This window comes from Aliirhizobium sp. YIM B11859 (assembly GCF_057163345.1).
In genome coordinates this window covers 1-22,921 of record NZ_JBXHAY010000013.1, presented here as the reverse complement: position 1 = coordinate 22,921, position 22,921 = coordinate 1, and the positions used below count along the sequence as shown (strand labels likewise).

The following is a 22,921-nucleotide window of genomic DNA, read 5'->3' as shown; positions in this document are numbered from 1 at the left end:
GTGCGCGAAGAAGCAAGGGAACATTAAACCGGCAGTCTGTCGAACGCTGGGCGCCCGCCCGCCACCCTCATCCTGCCGATGGGATAAGAATGCCCCAAGCTTGATGATGGACTTTACCGCAGGTTGAAAAACGGCAGATTCGGTGATTTTGCATCGCGAGACGTACATGCTGCAGCCTGCGTCAATCCCTCCTGCCATGTGCCCACTGCAACGCACACTTTCGGTTTGATAAATTTCAAGTTAAAGAAATTTAATGTACCTTGGAGAGGTTGTAATATTCACATATCGCAATCCTGCCTATATTGGTGCATTGCAACATTCTGAAAATCTATCCGTTCCGAAAGACGCATACCCATGGACGATTTCGCACAGATGATAAAGCTGCTGGAATCAGCAAAGCAGCTCGCCGATATGAACGGCCTTCCGATGCTGGCCTATTTCATCGAAATGGCAAAGGGCGAGACGCGCGGCCACAAGACCACGCTGCGCGAACGCAGGCATGGCCAGGACAAGCCCCGCAAGATCGAAGCGGCGGAATAATATGAGAACCGGTTGCCGCCCTATTCGGCGGCAGCCAGGAGCTTCTTTTCGCGTGCAGCTCTCAGCCGCGCGAAGTCATCGCCGGCATGGTGAGACGAACGGGTCAGCGGGCTCGATGCAACCATCAGAAAACCCTTCGTATAAGCGACCGTCTCGTAGGACTTGAATTCCTCCGGTGTGACGAATGCCTCGACCTTGTGATGTTTGCGGGTCGGCTGCAGATACTGGCCGATGGTGAGGAAGTCGACATCCGCCGTGCGAAGGTCGTCCATCAGCTGCAGAACCTCATTCCTTTCTTCGCCGAGTCCGACCATGATCCCCGACTTGGTGAACATCGTCGGATCGAGCTCCTTGACCCGCTGCAGCAGGCGCACAGAGTGGAAGTAGCGCGCACCGGGACGCACCGTCAGGTAATTGCCCGGTACGGTTTCCATATTGTGGTTGAAGACATCCGGCTTGGCCGCGACGACGCGCTCCAGAGCGCCCGGCTTCTTCAAAAAGTCCGGCGTCAGGATCTCGATCGTCGTCAGCGGTGAAGCAGCCCGGATCGCCCAGATCACCTTTTCGAAATGTTCGGCACCACCATCATCGAGATCGTCACGGTCGACCGAGGTGATGACGACGTGGCTCAGCCCCATTTCCTTGACCGCACGCGCGACGCTGTCGGGCTCGGCCATGTCGAGCGGGTTCGGTTTGCCGGTCGCGACATTGCAGAAGGCGCAGGCGCGGGTGCAGATCTCGCCCATGATCATGAAGGTGGCGTGCTTCTTGTCCCAGCACTCACCGATGTTGGGACAGCCCGCCTCTTCGCAGACCGTCACCAGCTTGTTTTCGCGCACGATCGCACGGGTTTCCTGGTAGCCCTTCGACACCGGCGCCTTGACGCGGATCCAGTCCGGCTTGCGCATCACCTCGGTATCCGGCCGATGCGCCTTTTCCGGATGGCGGACGCGCTTCTCATCTAAGAGATTGGTCCTGTCGAGAATGGTGACCATGAAATCCTGCTTTCAGTTCCAGCCTGTGCCGGAAGCACGTTGTCCGTTCGGAAAATCTCTATGCATCAACCGCGGCAAATGTTTGCGCGGCATTGCCTGCCTGCCCGCTACATTAGCGCCTGACGATTTTGGCGACGAATAGCAAAAGGCTCGCACCAAGGAAAGCCGTGACGAAATAACCAAGCCGGCTGTCCTGCACGAACACGTCGAAGGCTCTCAGCACGGCGATCGCGACCACCGAGCCGACAATGCCGAGGATGATGTTCATGAAGATGCCGAAGCGCATGTCCATCAGCTTGCCGGCGAGCCAGCCCGCCAGTCCACCGATGATGATCGCCCCGATCCAGCCAACACTTTCCATCATTCCTCCTGATATTGGGCGGCGCCTCTGCCGCTCTCCGTCTTGTCACCGACCGGGGACGCCCCTCATCCGCCTGCCGGCACCTTCTCCCCGTAAACGGGGAGAAGGAGATATGCCGCAACCTCTCGCCTCTCTTGAGGCAAGTCACCTCTCCCCGTTTACGGGGAGAGGTGGAGCGCAGCTAGCTAGCTGCGCTCTGGGTGAGGGGCACGCCCCAAATGCCGATTACGCGTTCAACACACGCCCATAGGCATCCAGCACACTTTCCTTCATCGATTCCGAAATCGTCGGATGCGGGAAGATCGTGTGCATCAGGTCTTCCTCGGTCGTCTCGAGGTTCATCGCGACGACAAAACCCTGGATCAGTTCGGTGACTTCCGCACCGACCATGTGGGCGCCGAGCAGTTCGCCGGTCTTCTTGTCGAAGATCGTCTTGACCATGCCCTGGTCCTCGCCGAGCGCCACGGCCTTGCCGTTGGCGGCAAACGAGAAGCGGCCGACGCGGATATCGCGGCCCTGTTCCTTCGCCTTGGCCTCCGTCAGACCGACCGAGGCGACCTGCGGGTTGCAATAGGTGCAGCCCGGGATCTTGCTCTTGTCGGTGGCATGGACGTTCGGCAGGCCGGCGATCTTTTCGACGCAGACGACCGCTTCATGCTCGGCCTTGTGGGCAAGCAGCGGGCCACCGGCGACGTCACCGATCGCATAGATGCCGGCAACGTTGGTCTTGCCGTAACCGTCGATGACGATGAAGCCCCGCTCGGTCTTCACACCAGCAGCCTCGAGGCCGATGTTTTCGATGTTTGCCTGAACGCCGACAGCCGAGATCATCCGGTCAGCGGTGATCTTTTCGGACGTGCCGTCCTTCTTCTCGATCGTTGCGGTGACCGAGTTCGCACCCTTCTCCACCTTGGCGACCTTGGCCTCCAGATGGATCTTGATGCCCTGTTTTTCGAACTGCTTCTTGGCGAAGGCGGAGATTTCCGCATCCTCGACCGGCATGACCTGGCTCATGATTTCGACGACGGTGACGTCGACGCCCATCGTCCGGTAGAACGAAGCGAACTCGATGCCGATCGCGCCCGAACCCATGACGAGCAGCGACTTCGGCAGTTCTTCCGGCTTCATCGCTTCGAAATAGGTCCAGATCAGCTTGCCGTCCGGCTCGATGCCGGGCAGTGCGCGCGGGCGTGCACCTGTGGCGACGATGATATGCTTGGCGGTATAGGTGCCCTCACCCAGCGTGTTCTTCGGCACCGGGCCCATCGGCTCCATCGGCGCCTTGGTGGTCTTGCCGACGACGATTTCGCCCGGCTTGGTGAGCTTGGCTTCACCCCAGATGATGTCGACCTTGTTCTTCTTGAACAGGAAGCCGACGCCGTTGTTCATCCGCGCAGCAATGCCACGCGAACGTGCGACGATCGCCTTGACGTCCGGCTTGATCGAACCTTCCAGCGTCAGGCCGTAATCCTTCGCATGGGTGGCCGTGTGCAGCACATCGGCGGTTCTGAGCAGCGCTTTGGTCGGTATGCAGCCCCAGTTGGAGCAAATGCCGGCAAGGTGCTCGCGTTCGACGACGGCGACCTTCATGCCGAGCTGGCTGGCCCGAATGGCGGCGATATAACCGCCGGGGCCGGAGCCGATTACGATGACGTCATAAGCGTTGGACATGAGCGTTTCCAATCCTCGTTTTGCCGAGACCCGGGCGAGCGCCTTGAGGCCTAGAACGGGATGGAAGCGCCTGGCTTCAGACCGCCAGCTTGATCACTTCTGCCTCTGGTTCTGGCTGAACCAGCATCCCGTAGATTTCTTGTCTGAGCTGCCTGCGCTGTTTGCACATGTCGATGAACATGGCGTCGCCTGCGGGCTCGTTGCGTTTTTCGACCTGATGAACTCTCCGGCTCAGCTCTTCGTAGCTCCGGCACAGCCTGGCAAAATGCCCGTCCGTTTGCTGGAGATGACGCACGAGCGTCGTAAGATCCGGAAATTCTGCGGCCAGTTCATGCAGCGTACCAGACATGGTCCAAGTCCCTTTTCGGTGAGGAAGTGTCCACGCTAGGTCCGCCTAAAAATACCTCCGTTGATCCAGATCAAAGGCCAAGCATCATTCGGGCGATCGGTTCGAGACCGCGACCAATTGCCCGACTTGCCTCCGCCGTCAGATGCACTCCGTCGATCGGACTGGTGCGGGAAACCGAGCCGGCATCGAAGAAACCGCACCCGAGATCATCCGCGAGATCCCGATAAAGCGAGGCAAGCATCGAGGATTGCTCGATGCCGCCCCGGAAGATTGCCGAAAATACCGGATCGGCCGTCTCGCAAAGCGGCGGCGGCGACACGATCAGGATATCCGGCGCATCATAGTCGAATGCATAGTCGTGATGGCGGATCAGCCCCACCAGTCTCTGCATCCCGGCACGCGCCGCATGGGCGGTGCCGGCGACTACAGGCTTCATGTCGTTGGACCCGAGCATGATGACGACGAGGTCAAGCGGCATATGGGTATGAAGCACCGTTGGCAGGTTCTTCACACCGTTACGGTCGCAATCGGCCAGATGATCGTCATAGCCGGTGGTGCGGCCGTTCAATCCCTCGGCAATCACGCTCACACTGGGGCCGAGTGCCGTTCCGAGGACGCCTGGCCAGCGATCCTCGAAAGCATGCCGTCCCGGCCCTTCGGGGTCATACCCCCAGGTGAGACTATCGCCAAAGCAGAGAACGGTCCTCATCCCGCCGTCCTTTTGCCGTTAGACCAGCATCGACATGGGGCTCTCGATGTAGCGCTTGAAGGCGGAAGCGAGTTCCGCACCGAGCGCGCCATCGATGACGCGGTGGTCGAAGGCAAACGTCGCCGTCATCACCGTACCCACTTCGATCTTGCCGCCACGAACGACCGGCTTCTCGACGCCGGCACCGATCGAAACGATCGAAGCCTGCGGCAGGTTGACGATCGAGGTGAACGAGGAAACGCCGAACATGCCGAGGTTGGACACCGACGTGGTGCCGCCCTGGTATTCTTCCGGCTTCAGCTTCTTGTCGCGCGCCCGCTTGGCCATGTCCTTCACCTCGTTGGAGATGACCGACAGAGCCTTGGTTTCGGCCTTGCGGACGATCGGCGTGATCAGCCCGTCCGGGATCGACACAGCAACGCCGACATCCGAATGCTTGTGCAGCACGCGGGCAGTCGAGGTCCAGGAGGCGTTTGCCATCGGGACATCGCGCAGTGCCAGAGCCAGCGCCTTGATGATGAAGTCGTTGACGGAAAGCTTGAAGGCCGGAACCTCGCCTTTCTCCGTCTTCTTCACCGGTGCCGATGCATTGATCTCGCCACGCAGCTTGAGCATCGCGTCGAGTTCGCAATCCATCGAGATCGTGTAGGCCGGAACCGTCTGGGTCGATTCGGTCAGGCGTGCAGCGATCGTCTTGCGCATGCCGTCATGCGGAAGAAGCTCGTAGGAACCTTCGGCAAACAGCTTGAGCACGTTGTCGTCCGACGGGCCTTTCGCGGCAGCCGGAGCCGGTGCAGCGGCTTGTGTAGCAGCAGGAGCAGCCTTGGCACCACCGGATGTTGCAGCCTTCTCGACATCCGCCTTGACGACACGGCCATGCGGGCCGGTGCCGGTGACGCCGGAAAGATCGAGGCCAGCTTCTTTGGCCAGACGGCGGGCGAGCGGCGAAGAGAACACGCGCTTGCCATCGGCAACCGGAGCCGGCGTCGACGGTGCCGGAGCAGCGTCGGTGACCGGGGCCTTCGGAGCTTCCGAAGCAGTTTCAGCCTTTGCGGCTTCCGCCTTGGGAGCCTCGGCCTTCGGCGCAGATCCCGCACCGGCAGCAGCGGCTGCAACGTCTTCGCCTTCTTCGGCAATGATGGCGATCAGGGCGTTGACCTTGACCGCTTCGGTACCGGCGGGAACGACGATCTTGGCGATCGTGCCCTCATCGACGGCTTCGACCTCCATCGTCGCCTTGTCGGTTTCGATCTCGGCGATCACATCGCCGGACTTGACCTTGTCGCCTTCCTTGACCAGCCACTTGGAGAGGTTGCCCTCTTCCATGGTCGGAGAAAGGGCCGGCATGGTGATGTTGATAGGCATCGTATCACCCTTCCCTTACTTGTAGCAGACGGTTTTGACCGCCTGAACGACTTCGCCGACATTCGGCAGAGCCAGCTTTTCGAGGTTGGCCGCGTAAGGCATCGGAACGTCCTTGCCTGCGATCGTCAGCACCGGCGCATCGAGATAATCGAAGGCCTGCTGCATGACGCGGGTGGCGATTTCGGTGCCGACCGAGTTCTGCGGATAACCTTCCTCGACGGTGACGAGGCGACCGGTCTTCTTGACCGATTCGATGACGGTCGGAAGATCCATCGGGCGCAGCGTGCGCAGATCGATCAGTTCGACATCGATGCCTTCCTTTTCGAGTTCCGCAACAGCCTTGGTGGCGTAGGACATGCCGATACCGAAAGACACGACGGTAACGTCCTTGCCCTTGCGATGAATGCGCGCCTTGCCGATCGGCAGGACGAAATCATCCATCTTCGGCACATCGAAATGCTGACCGTAAAGGATCTCGTTTTCGAGGAAGACGACCGGGTTCGGATCGCGGATGGCAGCCTTGAGCAGGCCCTTGGCGTCGGCAGCCGTATACGGCATGACGACCTTGAGGCCCGGGATCTGGCTGTACCAGGCGGAATAATCCTGGCTGTGCTGGGCGCCGACGCGGGCAGCAGCGCCGTTGGGGCCGCGGAACACGATCGGAGCACCCATCTGGCCGCCGGACATATAGAGCGTCTTGGCAGCCGAGTTGATGATCTGGTCGATCGCCTGCATGGCGAAGTTGAAGGTCATGAACTCGACGATAGGCTTGAGGCCGGACATCGCCGCACCGACGCCGACGCCGGCAAAGCCGTGTTCGGTGATCGGGGTATCGACAACACGGCGCGGGCCGAATTCCTGCAGCAGCCCCTGGGTGATCTTGTAGGCGCCCTGGTATTCGGCGACTTCCTCACCCATCACGAAGACGTCTTCGTCACGGCGCATTTCTTCGGCCATTGCGTCACGCAGGGCTTCGCGAACGGTCGTCGAAACCATCTCGGTGCCGGCCGGAATATCCGGATCGGCCGCAACCTCGGTCTTCGGCTGTGCCGGAACCGGCGCGGAAGCCGACGACGTTTCGGCAGCCGCCGGCTTTGCCTCTTCGGCCTTCGGGGCTTCTGCCTTCGGTGCATCAGCCGAGATCGCATCCGCGCTTTCGCCTTCGGCGAGCAGGATAGCAATCTTGGTATTGACCTTGACGTTTTCGGTACCGGCTTCGACCAGCAGCTTGCCGATCACGCCCTCATCGACGGCTTCCACTTCCATGGTCGCCTTGTCGGTCTCGATCTCGGCGATCACATCGCCGGACTTGACGGTATCGCCTTCCTTCTTGACCCATTTGGAAAGCGTGCCTTCCTCCATCGTCGGGGAAAGCGCAGGCATCAGGATATCGATAGGCATTGGTTCTTTCCTCCCCGCGCTTAGAGCAGGATGTCGGTGTAGAGCTCGGATGCATCCGGCTCCGGATCGTTCTGGGCGAAATCGGCGGAGTCCGAGACGATGTCGCGGATATCCTTGTCGATTGCCTTCAACTCGTCCTCGCTTGCCCAGCCCTTTTCGAGCAGACGATTGCGAACCTGTTCGATCGGATCCTGCTCGGAGCGCATCTTCTGCACTTCTTCCTTGGAGCGATACTTGGCCGGGTCCGACATCGAGTGACCGCGATACCGGTAGGTCAGCATTTCGAGGATGATCGGTCCCTTGCCTGAGCGGCAGTGGGCAAGCGCCTCGTCACCGGCAGCCTTGACGGCGCGAACATCCATGCCATCCACCTGGATGCCCGGAATGCCGAAGCCGACGCCGCGCAGCGAATAGTTCGACTGAGCGGTCGCACGGGCGGTCGACGTGCCCATGGCGTAACGGTTGTTCTCGACGATGTAGATGATCGGCAGTTTCCACAGAGCCGCCATATTGAAGCTCTCGTAGACCTGGCCCTGGTTGGCGGCGCCGTCACCGAAATAGGAGACCGAGACGCTGTCGTTCTTGCGATAGGCATTGGCGAAGGCCAGACCTGTGCCGAGCGAGACCTGCGCGCCGACGATACCATGACCACCGTAGAAATGCTTTTCCTTGGAGAACATGTGCATCGAGCCACCCTTGCCATGCGAATAACCGCCCTGGCGTCCGGTAAGCTCGGCCATCACGCCGCGCGGGCTCATGCCGGCTGCCAGCATGTGACCGTGATCGCGGTATGCGGTGATAACCTGGTCACCGTCCTGCTGGGCCATCTGCATGCCGATAACGACAGCTTCCTGGCCGATATAGAGGTGGCAGAAACCGCCGATGAAGCCCATGCCGTAAAGCTGGCCGGCCTTCTCTTCGAAACGACGGATCAGCAGCATCTCGCGATAGGCATGCAGATCGTCGTCCTTACCGAATTCCGGCGTGTTCTTGCCGGTGAATTCCTTCGGGGCTGATTTCGTCGTGGTCTTGATAGCAGACTTCGCCGCTGGCTTGCGGCCGGATGCAGACGCGGATTTAGCTTGCGCCATCGATCCCTCCCTATGTGCTGCACTGAAAGAGCGGCACCGACGCAAGCATTTACCGCTCGCCCCGACCCGCTCGGGTTTCGGGAGCTAACATAGGGAAGAAAACCCGGCCCAGCAATGACATAATTGCATGGCTCACATGTAAGATAAGATACTGAATTTTATTAAGAAAACATAGGTTAACCGAAATTCGGTTAACTCAGAAATAGTTGTTAAATATGACTATTTCATCCGGCCGGGAGACATTTAATTGATAACGCGCAATTTCATCGAGCATGTCTTTGTCGAGCGAACCGTCGCTCATCAGATGCACCTGACGTTCCAGCGCCTCGCGCTTGGCCGTCAGCGTCGCAAGCTCGGCACTTCGCGCCAGCCGCTGTTTCTCGAACTCCTCAGTGGCGATCAGGCCGAGATCTCCGTGGATCGAATGATAGCCGAAATAGGAGACGAAAGCGACGGTGATTGCAGGCAGGATGAGACGGCCAAACTTTCTTTGTTTGTGATGCTTTGTCCACATGCCTGTCTACGCCTTGGGTTACGCGGTGGGATCGAGTCGGTCCCTTTGGGGAGCATCTAGAATTCGCAGAACTTGCTTAAGCATTCGTTTCCTCCGCCACGATGCAAAAGGCCCGCGTCAGGTGACGCGGGCCTTGTAACTGCCGAAAATCAGGATTGGCGAAAGCCGCCTTAGCCCTTCAGGATCGAACGACCGGCATAAGCTGCCTGCGGGCCGAGCATTTCCTCGATGCGGATCAGCTGGTTGTACTTGGCCAGACGGTCCGAGCGCGACAGCGAGCCGGTCTTGATCTGTCCGCAATTGGTGGCAACGGCGAGATCGGCAATCGTCGAATCTTCCGTCTCACCCGAACGGTGGGACATGACCGCCGTGTAGCGTGCCTTGTGTGCGGTTTCGACGGCGTCGAGCGTTTCCGTCAGCGAACCGATCTGGTTGACCTTGACGAGGATCGAGTTGGCGACACCCATCTTGATACCGTCGCGCAGGCGCGCCGAATTGGTGACGAACAGATCGTCGCCGACCAGCTGAACCTTCGAGCCGATCTTGTCGGTCAGCGACTTCCAGCCATCCCAGTCGTCTTCGGCCATGCCGTCTTCGATGGAGATGATCGGGTATTTTGCGGCGAGTTCGGCAAGATATTCGGCCATGGCTTCCGGCTCGAGCGTGCGGCCCTCGCCTTCCATGACATACTTGCCGTCCTTGAAGAATTCCGTCGAGGCGCAATCGAGACCGAGATAGACGTCTTCACCCGGCTTGTAGCCGGCCTTTTCGACCGACTTCATGATGAAGTCGAGTGCTTCCGGGGCACTCTTCAGGCCCGGTGCGAAACCGCCCTCGTCGCCGACATTGGTGTTGTGGCCCTGAGCGCCCAGTTCCTTCTTGAGAACATGGAAGATTTCCGAACCGATGCGAACGGCGTCGGCAAGCGATTCCGCGCCGACCGGCATGATCATGAATTCCTGGAAGTCGATCGGGTTGTCGGCATGCGCACCGCCGTTGATGATGTTCATCATCGGAACCGGGAGAACATGGGCGGCGGCACCGCCGATGTAACGGTAGAGCGGCAGGCCCGACGATTCGGCTGCAGCCTTGGCAACGGCAAGCGATACGCCGAGAATGGCGTTGGCACCCAGACGCGATTTGTTCGGCGTGCCGTCGAGCGCGATCATCGTCTTGTCGATATGGATCTGGCTTTCGGCATCAAAACCGCCGATCGCATCGAAAATCTCGGTATTGACGGCTTCAACGGCCTTCAGCACACCCTTGCCGCCATAACGCTTGCCGCCATCGCGCAGTTCGACTGCTTCGTGAGCACCGGTCGAGGCACCCGACGGAACGGCAGCGCGGCCCATCGAGCCGTCTTCCAGATAGACATCGACTTCGACGGTCGGGTTGCCACGGCTATCGAGGATCTCGCGAGCGATAATATCGGTAATAGCAGTCAAGGGTCTCTCCTCAGAGTTTAAGTCCACGCGGTCATTGAAAATGTATCATGTTCAATGACACGCCAATTACAGTGCGAGCGCTTTTTGCGCTTTGACCACCATCAAGCAGTTCTGCAGATCAGGCAGCCTTGGCCACCGCATCGAAAGCCATCAGCTTTTCGAGAAGTCGCGGCATGTCCTTCAGATAGACCATGTTCGGCCCGTCGGAAGGCGAATTGTCGGGATCCTCATGCGTTTCGACGAAAAGCCCTGCAATACCGACAGCCACCGCCGCTCGTGCCAAAGTCTCGACGAATTCGCGCTGGCCGCCGGTCGAGCCGCCCTGCCCGCCGGGCTGCTGCACCGAATGGGTCGCGTCGAAGATGACTGGAGAACCGAGTGCCGCCATGGTCGGCAGCGAGCGCATGTCGGAAACCAGCGTGTTGTAGCCGAAGGACGCGCCGCGTTCGCACAGCATCACGTTCGGATTGCCGCTTTCGAGGAACTTTGCCTGGACGTTCTTCATGTCCCACGGCGCCAGAAACTGGCCCTTCTTGACGTTGATCGCCCGGCCGGTCTTGGCAGCGGCAACGAGAAGATCCGTCTGCCGTGACAGGAAGGCCGGGATCTGCAGGATATCGACCGTCTCGGCAACGATCGGGCACTGCTCTTCCGTGTGGATGTCGGTGATAACAGGAAAGCCGAACTCCTTCTTCAGGTCGGCAAATACCTCCATCGCCTTTTCAAGCCCGATGCCACGCTTGCCGGAAAGCGAAGTGCGGTTCGCCTTGTCGTAGGACGATTTGTAGACCAGTCCGATATCGAGCTTGGCGCAGAGTTCGGAAAGCGTCCCGGCGATCATGAAAGCATGATCGCGGCTTTCCATCTGGCAGGGTCCCGCAATCAGGGAAAGCTTGCCGGTATTGGAGAAGACGACTTTTTTTGCACCTTCGCCGACCGAAACTTCAGAATTGGGGGAGACTGCCATATCTATTCCTCGAAGCCGAAAAACACGCCTTGGCCGGGCACTGGCGACACGAGCACGCGGCCATCCCGGCGGATGAATGCGACGTCATTAGCAGCAAGGGTGATCTCTGTCACGGCCAGATCGGCGGTACGGAATATCACGGCCTGGCCGGAAAGCCCCGTGGCAACCGCCGGACCGGCAAGCCCGAATTCCTGCAGCAACTGCTCGCGATCTAGGACCCGCACCCTGGCATTCTCGACGGCAAACACCATGCCAGACTCGCCGTCTTCGCCGTCGACAGAAAGGACATTCTGCAGCAGTGACGCCGATTCGGGCGGCGTCTCGGCGGCCAGAACGACCTCCTTCAACCCGGTGACGGCATTCGCATGCGAGCGCAGCGATCCCATGTCCTGCGGAAAGGAGACCACCCGCTGACAGGCAAAAGCGAAAAAATCGACAGCCTCCTGTTCGGCGGCAAAGGCCAGCCGGAACCGACCTTCTCTTTCGTCGCCTTCCGGTGACTTGATGATACGTGCGAACTCCAGCGGCTCTCCGGCGGATATTCCGTTCTCGACAAAACGCCGGTGATCGCCTGACGCGTCGTCGCTTGCAACCACGATCGCCGAAAGCCCCTGGCGCCCCCGGCGTCCGCGAAAGGCCATGTCGCGTTCAACGAAGACGTTGCCGCGCTTGACCGCCGCCCCCGCTTTACGACGGTCGGCCAGCGCCAACGGCTCCAGATAGGTGCCGTCCTCCAGGAAGATACAGGCATTGGCCGTGCCGAACGGGTGAAGGCCGTCCGGCGCCACGGTGAACCCAAGTGCCGACAGCCGTTCCCGTGCCAGGACGAGGTTGCCGACCGGCAAAACGAGATGATCGATTTTCCTTGCAGTCACGCACGTCCCCCAGACTTTGATCCGCCGGCAGTAGATTGGGCAGACCGCCGGCAAGCGCAAGTAGATTCCGACTGAGAACGTCATCCGGCATCTCAGAAAGTTATGATGTTTTCACGAAAATTTAGGGACTTGCGGAACACATATGGAACATATAGTGTCCGTTCTGCATTTGTTTCAAATCTGAAGGTGCATCAAGATGCTCACCCGCAAGCAACAGGAACTGCTTCTGTTCATACATGAACGTATGAAGGAGTCCGGCATCCCACCTTCTTTCGACGAGATGAAGGATGCGCTCGACCTCGCCTCCAAATCGGGCATTCACCGGCTGATTACGGCGCTGGAAGAGCGCGGCTTCATCCGCAGGCTACCGAACCGGGCCCGTGCGCTCGAAGTCATCAAGCTTCCCGAATCCTATGTGCAGACGCTGCAGCCCAAGCGCGGTTTTTCGCCGAGCGTCATCGAGGGAAGCCTCGGTAAAAAAATACCCGCCCCTGCCCCCGCTGCACCGGCCTCTGTAAACGAACCATCCTCCGCAAGCGTTCCCGTCATGGGCCGCATCGCGGCCGGCGTGCCGATTTCGGCCATTCAGAACAACACCCATGATATTTCCGTGCCTGTCGAGATGCTGGGCTCCGGCGAACATTATGCGCTGGAGGTGAAGGGCGATTCGATGATCGAGGCCGGCATCCTCGACGGCGACACCGTTATCATCCGTAACGGCAACACCGCGAACCCGGGCGATATCATCGTGGCACTTGTCGACGACGAGGAAGCCACGCTGAAGCGGTTCCGCCGCAAGGGTGGATCGATCGCGCTGGAAGCCGCCAACCCTGCTTATGAGACCCGCATCTTTCCGCCCGACCGGGTCAAGGTTCAGGGTAAGCTGGTTGGCCTCATCCGCCGGTATCACTAAGTTCGGCTGGATCATACGTGGTCTGCAGGTCACCGCCCTGTCCTGCAACCGGAATTGATGAGGCGCTTTGTATGGTGCCGAGCTCTTCCGGGGGTTGTTGTTGAGCCTCGACCAGCCAGTCAGGCAATGACCCGTCATAGACATCACGCCGCCAGTCATATTGGCGGTGAACGTTCCACGGTCGTGTTGCGGCCTGCATGCCTGCTTTCACCATCCATTGCTCGGGCATAAAAGAACCGGCAAAATCGATCTCGAGCGAGCCTGTCTTGCGCAGCGTTTTGCCGCTCAGCAGGGGCGTCCCTGACCGGCACTGATCGAACCGCGCCCGTGGCGCGATGACGAGACCGGCAATGTCACAGGCAGCCCCTGTGAAGCGACCATCCTCGACGACAACGACGATGACGTCGCCCGCTGTAAAGGCGCACCACGCCTTCGGCTGGCAGGCAAAACGGCTGCCACTCGCTTCCTGCATTCGCTTTCGCGCCATGGCGACCACTTTTGCCGGCAGCCGTTCGGCACGATCCTTGGGAAGGACGGCGTCACTCCAGTCGTCGCGCATTACCGGCCCGACAGGATCCCCCAGCCGGCGGGCGCGGCTCCACTGCCCATAAATGAAATCCGGCACACGCGGGCGATTGACGGCGATCATCCCGGCACTCCGAAAGCCTGCAAGCGTGCCATCTTCCGCGATCAGAAGGCTGGACTGCGGTTCCGGCATGCCGAACCTGAACAGCAACAGCGCGACCACAAGAAAAAGCAATCCGAGATATCTGAGCTGCGTGCGCAGCAATGTCAGCAGCAGCAGGCTGCAGACCCCGAATGGCAGGAACCAAGGATGTTGTTGGCCAACGGTGAAATCACCTCCCCATCCCGCAACATGCCGGGCAATCGTTATCACCCAGCCGAGACTTGTCGCCATCACCGCGATGAATGGACCATCCAGTCCGAAAGGCATCAGCAGCATGGCGACAAGCCCCGCCGGCATGACCAGGAAACTGATGATTGGCATCGCCGCAAGATTGGCCGCAAGCCCGTAGGTCGCGATCCGGTGGAAATGCTCCACCGAGAACATCGTCGTGGCGAGGCTGCCGATCATCGATGTCATGATAATGCCGGCGATGAATTTCCAGCCTCCCGCAAACCATGTCGCTGCCCGGTGACGAAAAGGCAGCGGCTCGGACTGGTGCCGACGCGCCCGCCTGGCCCATGCGGCATAACCCGCGACAAGCGCAACGGTCGCGGCAAAGGACATCTGGAAACTTGGACCGAGTATCTCCGACGGGGTCCAGACGAGAATGATGATGGCAGATAAGGCGACATTGCGCAGGCTGATCGACGGCCGATCGACAAGCACTGCGATGAGCATCACCGCCATCATGATATAGGCGCGCTGGGCTGACACCCCGAAGCCGGATATCAGATAATAGGCCGTAACCATCGCCAGCGCCCCGGCTGCTGCTATTTTCTTCACTGGAAAGGCTTGGGCAAAACCGGGAAACAGCGACAGGATCGATCGCAAGCCGACGAAAAAGATCCCCGCGGCAAGCGCCATGTTGAGCCCGGATATCGCGACGATATGGGCAAGGCCGGAAACCCTCAGCGCCTCGACGGTATCGTTTGAAATCGCCCGGCGCTCGTCGGTAACAATCGCAGCGGCAAAAGCTCCCGCATCGCCCGGAGCAAGCGCCCGGATCCGGTTCCCTATCCTCGCACGCAGATCGAAAAGCCCACGCTCCGCAGCCTCCGACCATCCCGGAGACCTCTCCTTTCCTTCGAACGGGCGGGGCGCTGAGTAAAAATAACCGACCGCACCGATGCTGTCGAAATAGGAGGAAAAGGCAAAATCATGCAATCCAGGCAAGGCAGGTCCGGCAGGCGGCGACAGTCTCGCGCGACCCGTGACCATCGTACCGTTCGGGAAAGGTGCGTGGCGGGCACGGACGATGAGCAGAACCTGACCCGGCGGGCGTCTGATCTGCGGGTTGGTCGTCGAGATGAGGCTGACGACATAACGCATCCGGTCGGAACCGGCGACCTCGCTGCGCTCGATCGTGCCGACGACATCTGTCGTGACGGGACTATCGAGGATGACCGTCGAACGCCGCCACGCCTCAACCTGCGCCAGAAGCATGCCGCCGACAACGAGACCGATAGCCATGAGCACAATCTTCACGCGGCTGCCGCCCTTCAGGCAAAAGACCGCAGCCCACAGGGCGACGAACACGAGAACCAGTGGCCACACGGGCGGATCGGCGGTCGCCAGCAGCCAGATCACTGCTCCTGTGCCTATTGCGACCGGGACGAAGAGAAAACCATGCCCGTATCGGCCTTCTTCATCGATGGCGCTGCGCACCTTCCCTGTCAGCCGACGCCCGATTTCGACAGACCGCCGTCCTGGGGTCGATCTGCCGGTCGGGCGTAAAATGATGCGTCGCGGCGGAACGCCGTCCGCTATGCCGATTCTGGCTGTACGGGATGCTGGAAAATCGGCAGGCGAAACCGGCCCGGCAACCTTGGAGCGGATCACGATCTCTTCATTGTCGATCTTATTTGCCATGCAGAAACATGCCCGCCGAGGCCCACAAATTACAACCTGAGCGTTATTTTTGCATGCGTCAACCTGACGCAGCAGGGTCTGGCGGCCAGAGCCGGATTCGGATTGCAACATGGGGTTGGCCGCACCCCTGTTTGCCCATGCCCAATATCTTGCCGCGCTGCACAAATTGCCGCCAGAACTGCTTGGCATCGGCCTAAGTATCATATAGCTAAACGTAGGACGCTTAATGCTTATGGCGCTTTTTAGGCGCCTTGCCGCCAACCGGTTGGAGGATCAGAATGACGGAAATAAGCGCAAATATTGTTCTCGGTGAAACCAAGGTCGACCTGCCTGTTCGCTCCGGTACGATCGGCCCTGATGTCATCGATATCGGCGCGCTCTACAAGCAGACGGGGGCCTTCACTTACGACCCCGGGTTTACCTCGACGGCCTCGTGCGAATCCGCCATCACCTATATCGATGGCGATGAAGGTGTATTGCTCCATCGAGGTTACCCGATCGAACAATTGGCCGAACACGGCGACTTTCTCGAGACCTGCTACCTGCTTCTCTACGGCGAACTGCCGACGGCTGCACAGAAGAAGGATTTCGACTATCGCGTGACCCATCACACGATGGTGCACGAGCAGATGAGCCGCTTCTTCACCGGCTTCCGCCGCGACGCTCATCCGATGGCCGTCATGGTTGCCACTGTCGGCGCTCTGTCGGCTTTCTATCATGACTCGACCGACATTACCGATCCGCATCAGCGGATGGTGGCTTCGCTGCGCATGATCGCCAAGATGCCGACGATCGCCGCCATGGCCTACAAGTACCATATCGGCCAGCCTTTCGTGTATCCGCAGAACAATCTCGACTATTCGTCGAACTTCCTGCGCATGTGCTTTGCGGTACCCTGCGAGGAATACAAGGTGAACCCGGTTCTGGCCCGCGCCATGGACCGCATCTTCATCCTGCATGCCGACCACGAACAGAACGCCTCCACCTCGACCGTTCGCCTTGCTGGCTCTTCGGGTGCCAACCCGTTCGCCTGTATCGCCGCCGGCATTGCCTGCCTTTGGGGCCCTGCTCACGGCGGTGCCAATGAAGCAGCGCTCAACATGCTTCAGGAGATCGGCACGGTCGACAAGATCCCGGAATATATTGCCCGCGCAAAGGATAAGAACGATCCGTTCCGTCTGATGGGCTTCGGTCATCGCGTCTACAAGAACTACGATCCGCGCGCCAAGATCATGCAGAAGACCTCGCATGAAGTTCTGGCCGAGCTCGGCCACAAGGATGATCCGCTGCTGCAGGTCGCCATGGAGCTCGAGAAGATCGCGCTGACGGACGAATATTTCATCGAAAAGAAGCTCTACCCGAATATCGACTTCTATTCGGGCATCACGCTGAAGGCGATGGGCTTCCCGACGACGATGTTCACGGTTCTTTTCGCACTCGCCCGCACCGTCGGCTGGATTGCCCAGTGGGCCGAGATGATCGAGGATCCGCAGCAGCGTATCGGTCGTCCGCGCCAGCTCTATACCGGTGAACCGAAGCGCGACTACGTGCCGGTTTCCAAGCGATAAGCTTTCACCGATATCGACAAACAAAAAACCCGGTCAGAGATGACCGGGTTTTTTATTGATCAGCAGTTCGATCACCGCGCCCGCGGCAGCTCTTCCGGGCGCCACCGGCACCTGCAGCCGCTCCCACGCCAGGTCGAACCCCTCCAGCATCGCCTGGCGCTGCAGCGTGTCGTTCGACAGACGTTCGGCCCAGCGGCAAAGGCTGGCCGGGCGAACCACCTCGTTGACATATTCCGGCACGACCGCGTAGTCGGCGATCAGGTTCGGCAAGGCTCCCGTCCAGATCTTGATCTTGCCCGCGAGAAGCTTGATCAGCCAGTCCGTCTTGTAGGCGCAGACGGCCGGAACCGTGGCAAGCCCCAGCTCCAGGATCACCGTACCGGAGGCGGCCATTGCCGCGTCGGCCTCAGCGAACGCTGCCCACTTGCCTTCGCTGTTCGAGGTGACCTCGATCGGCAGATCCAGCCCCGATACCATCTCGCGTACCAACGCCTCGCGCCTCGGCACGGTCGGCAACAGAAAACGTGTCTTTCCGTTGCGCGCGATGATCTCGCGCGCAGCCTCGCCAAAGACCGGCAAAAGGCTCTTGATCTCGGCGGTGCGGGAGCCAGGCAGAAGCAGGATCGTCTTTTCCGCATCGGCCGGCTTTACCGCACGTGAAGCGCGCAAGGCCCGAACCTTCAAAAGCTCCGGATCGTTCGTCAGCCGGTGGCCGACGAAGATCGTCTCTGGTCCGCCGAGCCGCACCATCGCCTCCGGCTCGAACGGAAGAACCGCAAGCACGCGATCAACATAGGCGAGCATCGCCCTGGCGCGATATTCCTTCCAGGCCCAGACGCTCGGGCAGACATAGTTGACGATCGGCAGGTCAGGCAGAGCCGCCCTCACCTTCTTTGCCACGCGATGGGTGAAATCCGGGCTATCGATGATGATCAGCACATCGGGACGTGCAGCAACGATTGCCTTGGCCGTCTGGCCGATTCGCTGGATCAGTTTGGGCAGGCGCGACAGGACCTGCGTCAAACCCATGATCGACAGCTCGGAAAAATCAAAGAGCGAAGCGAGGCCCTGCGCCATCAGCGCATCACCGCCGACACCGACGAGTTCAATCGGACCGTCATGCATCGTCTTCAGCGCCGCGATCAGATCGCCGCCAAGCAGATCACCGGAGACCTCGCCGGCAATTACTGCAACTTTCAGCGGTTTGCTCATGCCAGCCCTCCCTTGGCAAGATCGGCATCAATGCCGCAGACGAAGATGCCTGCAGCATCGGCCGCCGCAATGACCGCATGTTCCTCGAGCACCAGCGCGCCGCCCGCCTCCACCGCAATACCGGCAAGCCCTGCCTGCGCGGCATTCTCGATCGTCGACGGGCCGATCGTCGGCAAGTCCGCACGCATGTCCTGTTGCGGCTTGCAGAGCTTCACCAGCACGCCACGCCGGCGAGATGATATCCTGCCCTCGGCACGCAGCTTGCCGACCCTTTCGAGCATCGCATCCGTGCCCTCGACGCCTTCGAGCGCCACCACCCTGCCACCGACCGAAACCGCACCCTGGCCGATGTCCAGATGGCCGAGAAGTCGCGCTGCCTCGGTGCCCTTTTCGATATCGTGCAGATCGTCACCGCTTGGCGACACCTGCCCGAGCGGACCGAGCCTTGCCAGCAGTCCGGGCGCAATCTCATGTGCACCGACAACCTCGCATCCCATCGCCTCGATGAGCTGGATGACCATTTGCAGCACCGTGTCATCACCGCGTGACATCAGCGTCTTCACCACAGACGGCATTTTCAGAATGGTCTTGAGGGTCGGCCGGATATCGCGCCAGTCGGGGCGGCGCTCGACGCCGCCGGACATGACCACCCGGCTGATACCCTTCTGCCGGAACGATTTCTCTATATCGGCAAGATTGCCGACGCCGAGCGACAGGCTTTCGAAGCCGTCGAACCGCTGGCTGGCTTCGCCCTTGAGAGCGATGATGAATGGATCCTCACCACCGGCCCGCGCCGCCTCCGCCAGCCGCAGAGGCAGAAGCCCCCGTCCGGCGATGATCGCCAGACGCCCTTTTTCAGCCACGCTCAAGTGGCCGGCCATGGGCCTCATCCCTTCCTGCGGAAGGGCGAGGAGATGGCACGATCACTGTCGGCGGTAATGAAGTCGATGACTTCCATCGCCTCGGCACAATCTGCATATTCGTCGCGAAGTGCTGCGGCATTCGCACGGACATTGCCCTCGCCTTCGAAAATATCCTTGAAGGCACGACGCACACGATGGATCGTCTGCTTCTCCATGCCCGCACGCGCCATGCCAACGACGTTGAGGCCGCCGAGAAGGCCGGGATTGCCATTCAGCATGCCGTAGGGAATGACATCGTAGTTGACGGCGGACAGACCGCCGATAAACGCCTGCCGGCCGATACGGGTGAACTGGTGTACGGCACAGCCGCCGCCAAGGATCACCCGGTCGGCGACATGCACATGTCCGGCCAGCATCACGTTGTTGGACATGATGATCTCGCTGCCAAGCTGGCAGTCATGGGCCACGTGGCTATTGGCGAGAAACAGGCAATTGTCGCCGACGACGGTCTTGCCGCCGCCACCGACCGTGCCGGTATTCATCGTCACGCCTTCGCGCATGGTGCAATTTGCCCCGACTGTCAGGGTAGATCCTTCGCCGGCCTCATGCAGACTCTGCGAAACGCCACCGATCACCGCCATCGAAAAGATCCGGCATCCCTTGCCGATTTCTGTCTTGCCGGTGACGATCGCATGCGAAGCCAGTTCGACATCATCATGAAGAACGACATCCGGCCCGACATGGCTGAATGGCCCGACGACGACATTTTCCCCGATCACGGCACCATCTTCGATGACCGCAAGCGGATGAATACGCGCGCTGGCAGCGATCGTGCTCATTCGGCTTCCTTACGAACGATCATCGCGCCGATATCTGCTTCCGCCACCAGCACACCGTCGACCTTGGCATCGCAATGGAACTTCCAGATATTGGCGCGCTGCTTCTGCTTGACCACATGGAATTCCACCCGGTCACCCGGCACGACAGGCTTGCGGAAACGGGCATTGTCGATCGTCATGAAGTAGACGAGATTGCCGCCTTCGCCTTCCTTGCGTGCACAGATCGCACCGGCAGTCTGAGCCATGGCTTCCACCAGCAGAACGCCCGGCATGATCGGCCGCTCGGGAAAATGTCCTTGGAAATGCGGCTCGCTGGCGGTCACGTTCTTGATGCCGATCGCGGAATTGTCGCCATCGATATCGATGATCTTGTCGACGAGCAGAAACGGATAGCGATGAGGCAACAGCTTCATGATTTCCTGAATGTCGGCCGCGCCGAGCACCGGCTTGGTCTCATCAGTCATTGTTCTTATCTCCTCTGCGTTTTGCCCGATCGTCCGCCTGAGCCATTTTTTCTGCAACTTCACGAAGGAATACCTTCATCGGCCTTGCCGGGATCCCGCCATAGGTAACGCCCGGCGGCACACTTGCAACCACACCGCTCATGGCGCCGATCTGCGCGCCGTCGCCGATGGTGATATGGCCGTTCACGCCGGAAGCGCCGCCGATCAGCACGCCGTTGCCGACGGTTGTCGAACCGGCGATGCCGACGCCTGAAGCAATGCCGCAATGCCGGCCGATGCGCACGTTATGCGCGATCTGGACCTGATTGTCGATCTTAGTACCTTCGCCGATCACGGTATCGTCCATGGCGCCGCGATCGACCGTGCTGTTTGCACCGATCTCGACATTATCCTGGATGATGACCCGGCCGATCTGCACGATCTTCAGCATCCCGCGTGGTCCGGGCGCAAAGCCGAAACCGTCCTGGCCGATGCGGGCACCGTTATGGATGATGACGTTGTTGCCGATCAGTGACGAGATCACGCTTGCACCAGCAGCGATCGTCGTATTGCGCCCGATCTGCACATCCTCGCCGATCACGGCGCCAGCGCCGATCCGGCTTCCCGAACCGATATGCACACGCGCACCGACAACGGCCATTGGCTCGACAATAACGCCGTCTTCCAACTTGGCTGTCGGATCCACATAGGATGCAGGAGAAACGCCCTCTGCTTCCGATGTTACCGGTGTCGGACGCATGGCGTGCGGATGCAAAAGCGCACCGGCCATTGCAAAGGCCGCATGCGGCATCTTGGTGGCAAGCACCGCGATATGTGCAGGGACGATATTGGCAAGAGCGGGATCGCAGATGATCGCCGATGCGTTGCAGGTTTCCAGTTCCTGGCGGTTCTTACGGGACAGGATGTAGCAAACCTGCCCGTTCTGGGCACGCCCGACAGGTGAAACCGAATGAATGACACGCGCACCAGCGCTTTCATCCAAAAGTTCGGCCCCAAGATGGGCGGCCAGCTCGCGCAGGCTTACGCCATCGTGGGGCGGAAAGAAAATAATGTGGTCCATAAAGCTAAAGCTCCGGAACAGGTTTCCGGCCGCCAGGCGGCCGGAACCGATCAGAACTGGTTCGCCATGCTGAAGCGGAATTCCTGGGTTTCGTCGAAGTCTTCCTTGACGACAGGAATTGCGTAATCGAAGCGCAGGTTACCGAACGGCGAAGCCCACATCACACCGGCACCAACCGATGCACGCAGGGACATGCCCGTGCCTTCGACCGCCGAGCCGAGCTTGTCGACATCGTTGCCGTAAAGCGTACCGGCATCGGCAAAGGCTGCCAGACGAAGGCCGATATCCTGCGGAACGGCCGGCATCGGCATAGACAGTTCAGCCGAAGCGTTGAAGTAGGTCGTACCGCCCAGCGCGTCGCCATCCTTCACCGTACGCGGACCGATACCGTCGTTCTCGAAGCCACGGATCTGGCGACCGCCAATGGTGAACTGATCGAAGACGTTGAGGTTGTCGCCCGTGCCCATGACATGACCGGCGCCGACAGCCAGCGACCCGATCAGGTCGGCTTCGGTCGACAGCGTGTGGAAGTAACGAGCCCGACCGGAGAGCTTGTAGAATTCCGAATCGCCACCGAGACCGGCAAACTCATGCGTGAAGCTCGCATAGAAGCCTTCGCGCGGCAGGGTCTGACTGTCCAACGTATTGTATGTCAACGTCTGCGAAACCGACGACTGCGTATAGCTGCCGTGATCGATCATGTTCGCATAGATCGGAGAAACCCGATCGTCCGCGGTGAACGGGGTGTCGTCGTCGCCGAATGCGCCGTCGTCCTCGTATTTGATTTCCTTGTAGGTGTAGCGGAACGTTGTCGCCAGATCTTCGGTGATCGGAGCCGTCACGCGCAACGTGATCCCCTGTTCCGAATAGTCGTAATAGTCGTTCGACGACGTTTCGTTACGGAAGATGTCGAAACCGGCCGCCAGACGATAACCGAGGAAATAAGGCTCGGTGAACGACAACGAATAGGTACGGGCATCGTTAAGACCGCCACCGACGGCCACACGGACATACTGACCACGTCCGAGGAAGTTCTTTTCTTCGATCGAAGCTTCAAGAATGAAGCCGTCGCCACCGGCCGAGTAACCGGCACCGATACCGAACGAACCGGTCGACTGATCCTCGACATCGACGACGATGACAACACGGTCGGGCGAGCTGC

The 22,921-nt window shown here is 59.9% G+C and carries 22 protein-coding genes; 3 read left to right on the top strand and 19 right to left on the bottom strand.

Annotated elements, in window-relative coordinates; translation table 11 throughout:
• Positions 1-354 precede the first annotated feature (354 nt).
• Positions 355-540 (top strand): hypothetical protein, encoded by a 186-nt coding sequence (locus tag AC2GXZ_RS29190; RefSeq protein WP_483762772.1) that lies wholly within the window; start codon positions 355-357, stop codon positions 538-540.
• A 20-nt stretch (positions 541-560) separates the two neighbouring features.
• Here the strand turns inward: AC2GXZ_RS29190 and lipA are convergent, their stop codons facing one another.
• The 12 genes from lipA to AC2GXZ_RS29130 all read right to left on the bottom strand — a co-directional run bounded on the left by lipA (position 561) and on the right by AC2GXZ_RS29130 (position 12,283).
• Complete coding sequence (gene lipA, locus AC2GXZ_RS29185) at positions 561-1,535, bottom strand: lipoyl synthase (RefSeq protein ID WP_483762771.1); 975 nt, start codon at positions 1,533-1,535, stop codon at positions 561-563.
• A gap of 112 nt (positions 1,536-1,647) precedes the next feature.
• Positions 1,648-1,896 carry a GlsB/YeaQ/YmgE family stress response membrane protein gene (locus AC2GXZ_RS29180; RefSeq protein ID WP_483762770.1) on the bottom strand — a complete coding sequence of 83 codons (249 nt, stop codon included), beginning with the start codon at positions 1,894-1,896 and terminating at the stop codon, positions 1,648-1,650.
• Between the two features lie 225 nt (positions 1,897-2,121).
• Positions 2,122-3,567, bottom strand: a complete 1,446-nt coding sequence (lpdA, locus tag AC2GXZ_RS29175; protein WP_483762769.1) for a dihydrolipoyl dehydrogenase — start codon at positions 3,565-3,567, stop codon at positions 2,122-2,124.
• A gap of 76 nt (positions 3,568-3,643) precedes the next feature.
• Entirely contained in the window at positions 3,644-3,916 is a 273-nt protein-coding gene (locus AC2GXZ_RS29170) for an HP1242/YdcH family protein (protein WP_483762768.1), read from the bottom strand.
• A 70-nt stretch (positions 3,917-3,986) separates the two neighbouring features.
• Complete coding sequence (locus AC2GXZ_RS29165; protein WP_483762767.1) at positions 3,987-4,625, bottom strand: SGNH/GDSL hydrolase family protein; 639 nt, start codon at positions 4,623-4,625, stop codon at positions 3,987-3,989.
• 18 nt (positions 4,626-4,643) lie between these two features.
• Positions 4,644-5,990, bottom strand: a complete 1,347-nt coding sequence (locus AC2GXZ_RS29160) for a pyruvate dehydrogenase complex dihydrolipoamide acetyltransferase (RefSeq protein ID WP_483762766.1) — start codon at positions 5,988-5,990, stop codon at positions 4,644-4,646.
• A gap of 15 nt (positions 5,991-6,005) precedes the next feature.
• Positions 6,006-7,391: a pyruvate dehydrogenase complex E1 component subunit beta gene (locus tag AC2GXZ_RS29155; RefSeq protein ID WP_483762765.1), complete on the bottom strand. Its 1,386-nt coding sequence runs from the start codon at positions 7,389-7,391 to the stop codon at positions 6,006-6,008.
• A gap of 20 nt (positions 7,392-7,411) precedes the next feature.
• Positions 7,412-8,482 (bottom strand): pyruvate dehydrogenase (acetyl-transferring) E1 component subunit alpha, encoded by a 1,071-nt coding sequence (gene pdhA / locus AC2GXZ_RS29150; RefSeq protein WP_483762764.1) that lies wholly within the window; start codon positions 8,480-8,482, stop codon positions 7,412-7,414.
• A gap of 196 nt (positions 8,483-8,678) precedes the next feature.
• Positions 8,679-8,996, bottom strand: a complete 318-nt coding sequence (locus AC2GXZ_RS29145) for an FtsB family cell division protein (protein WP_483762763.1) — start codon at positions 8,994-8,996, stop codon at positions 8,679-8,681.
• A 170-nt stretch (positions 8,997-9,166) separates the two neighbouring features.
• The gene (gene eno, locus AC2GXZ_RS29140; RefSeq protein WP_483762762.1) at positions 9,167-10,441 is read right to left on the bottom strand and encodes a phosphopyruvate hydratase; all 1,275 of its coding nucleotides are present in this window, start codon (positions 10,439-10,441) and stop codon (positions 9,167-9,169) included.
• Positions 10,442-10,559: 118 nt separating this feature from the next.
• Complete coding sequence (kdsA, locus tag AC2GXZ_RS29135) at positions 10,560-11,408, bottom strand: 3-deoxy-8-phosphooctulonate synthase (protein ID WP_483762761.1); 849 nt, start codon at positions 11,406-11,408, stop codon at positions 10,560-10,562.
• Between the two features lie 2 nt (positions 11,409-11,410).
• On the bottom strand, positions 11,411-12,283 hold the full coding sequence (locus AC2GXZ_RS29130) for a VOC family protein (protein ID WP_483762760.1): 873 nt from the start codon (positions 12,281-12,283) through the stop codon (positions 11,411-11,413).
• A gap of 196 nt (positions 12,284-12,479) precedes the next feature.
• On the opposite strand from AC2GXZ_RS29130, the gene lexA reads away from it, so the two are divergent.
• On the top strand, positions 12,480-13,196 hold the full coding sequence (gene lexA, locus AC2GXZ_RS29125) for a transcriptional repressor LexA (RefSeq protein ID WP_483762759.1): 717 nt from the start codon (positions 12,480-12,482) through the stop codon (positions 13,194-13,196).
• Here the strand turns inward: lexA and AC2GXZ_RS29120 are convergent.
• Entirely contained in the window at positions 13,177-15,753 is a 2,577-nt protein-coding gene (locus AC2GXZ_RS29120; RefSeq protein ID WP_483762758.1) for a ComEC/Rec2 family competence protein, read from the bottom strand. The genes lexA and AC2GXZ_RS29120 overlap by 20 nt on opposite strands.
• 278 nt (positions 15,754-16,031) lie before the next feature.
• On the opposite strand from AC2GXZ_RS29120, the gene gltA reads away from it, so the two are divergent.
• Positions 16,032-17,321 (top strand): citrate synthase, encoded by a 1,290-nt coding sequence (gene gltA / locus AC2GXZ_RS29115; protein ID WP_483762757.1) that lies wholly within the window; start codon positions 16,032-16,034, stop codon positions 17,319-17,321.
• A 33-nt stretch (positions 17,322-17,354) separates the two neighbouring features.
• On the opposite strand, the gene lpxB is transcribed toward gltA, so the two are convergent.
• The 6 genes from lpxB to bamA all read right to left on the bottom strand — a co-directional run.
• Positions 17,355-18,533, bottom strand: coding sequence for a lipid-A-disaccharide synthase (gene lpxB, locus AC2GXZ_RS29110; RefSeq protein WP_483762756.1), 1,179 nt, complete (start codon positions 18,531-18,533; stop codon positions 17,355-17,357).
• Positions 18,530-19,414 carry an LpxI family protein gene (locus AC2GXZ_RS29105; protein WP_483762755.1) on the bottom strand — a complete coding sequence of 295 codons (885 nt, stop codon included), beginning with the start codon at positions 19,412-19,414 and terminating at the stop codon, positions 18,530-18,532. Before AC2GXZ_RS29105 ends, lpxB begins: the two co-directional genes overlap by 4 nt.
• A 5-nt stretch (positions 19,415-19,419) precedes the next feature.
• Entirely contained in the window at positions 19,420-20,235 is an 816-nt protein-coding gene (gene lpxA, locus AC2GXZ_RS29100; RefSeq protein WP_483762754.1) for an acyl-ACP--UDP-N-acetylglucosamine O-acyltransferase, read from the bottom strand.
• Positions 20,232-20,699 (bottom strand): 3-hydroxyacyl-ACP dehydratase FabZ, encoded by a 468-nt coding sequence (fabZ, locus tag AC2GXZ_RS29095; RefSeq protein ID WP_483762753.1) that lies wholly within the window; start codon positions 20,697-20,699, stop codon positions 20,232-20,234. Before fabZ ends, lpxA begins: the two co-directional genes overlap by 4 nt.
• Positions 20,692-21,759 (bottom strand): UDP-3-O-(3-hydroxymyristoyl)glucosamine N-acyltransferase, encoded by a 1,068-nt coding sequence (gene lpxD, locus AC2GXZ_RS29090; RefSeq protein ID WP_483762752.1) that lies wholly within the window; start codon positions 21,757-21,759, stop codon positions 20,692-20,694. The genes fabZ and lpxD overlap by 8 nt, the downstream gene beginning before the upstream one ends.
• Positions 21,760-21,809: 50 nt before the next feature.
• The coding region (gene bamA, locus AC2GXZ_RS29085; protein ID WP_483762751.1) for an outer membrane protein assembly factor BamA at positions 21,810-22,921 on the bottom strand (1,112 nt) is incomplete at its 5' end.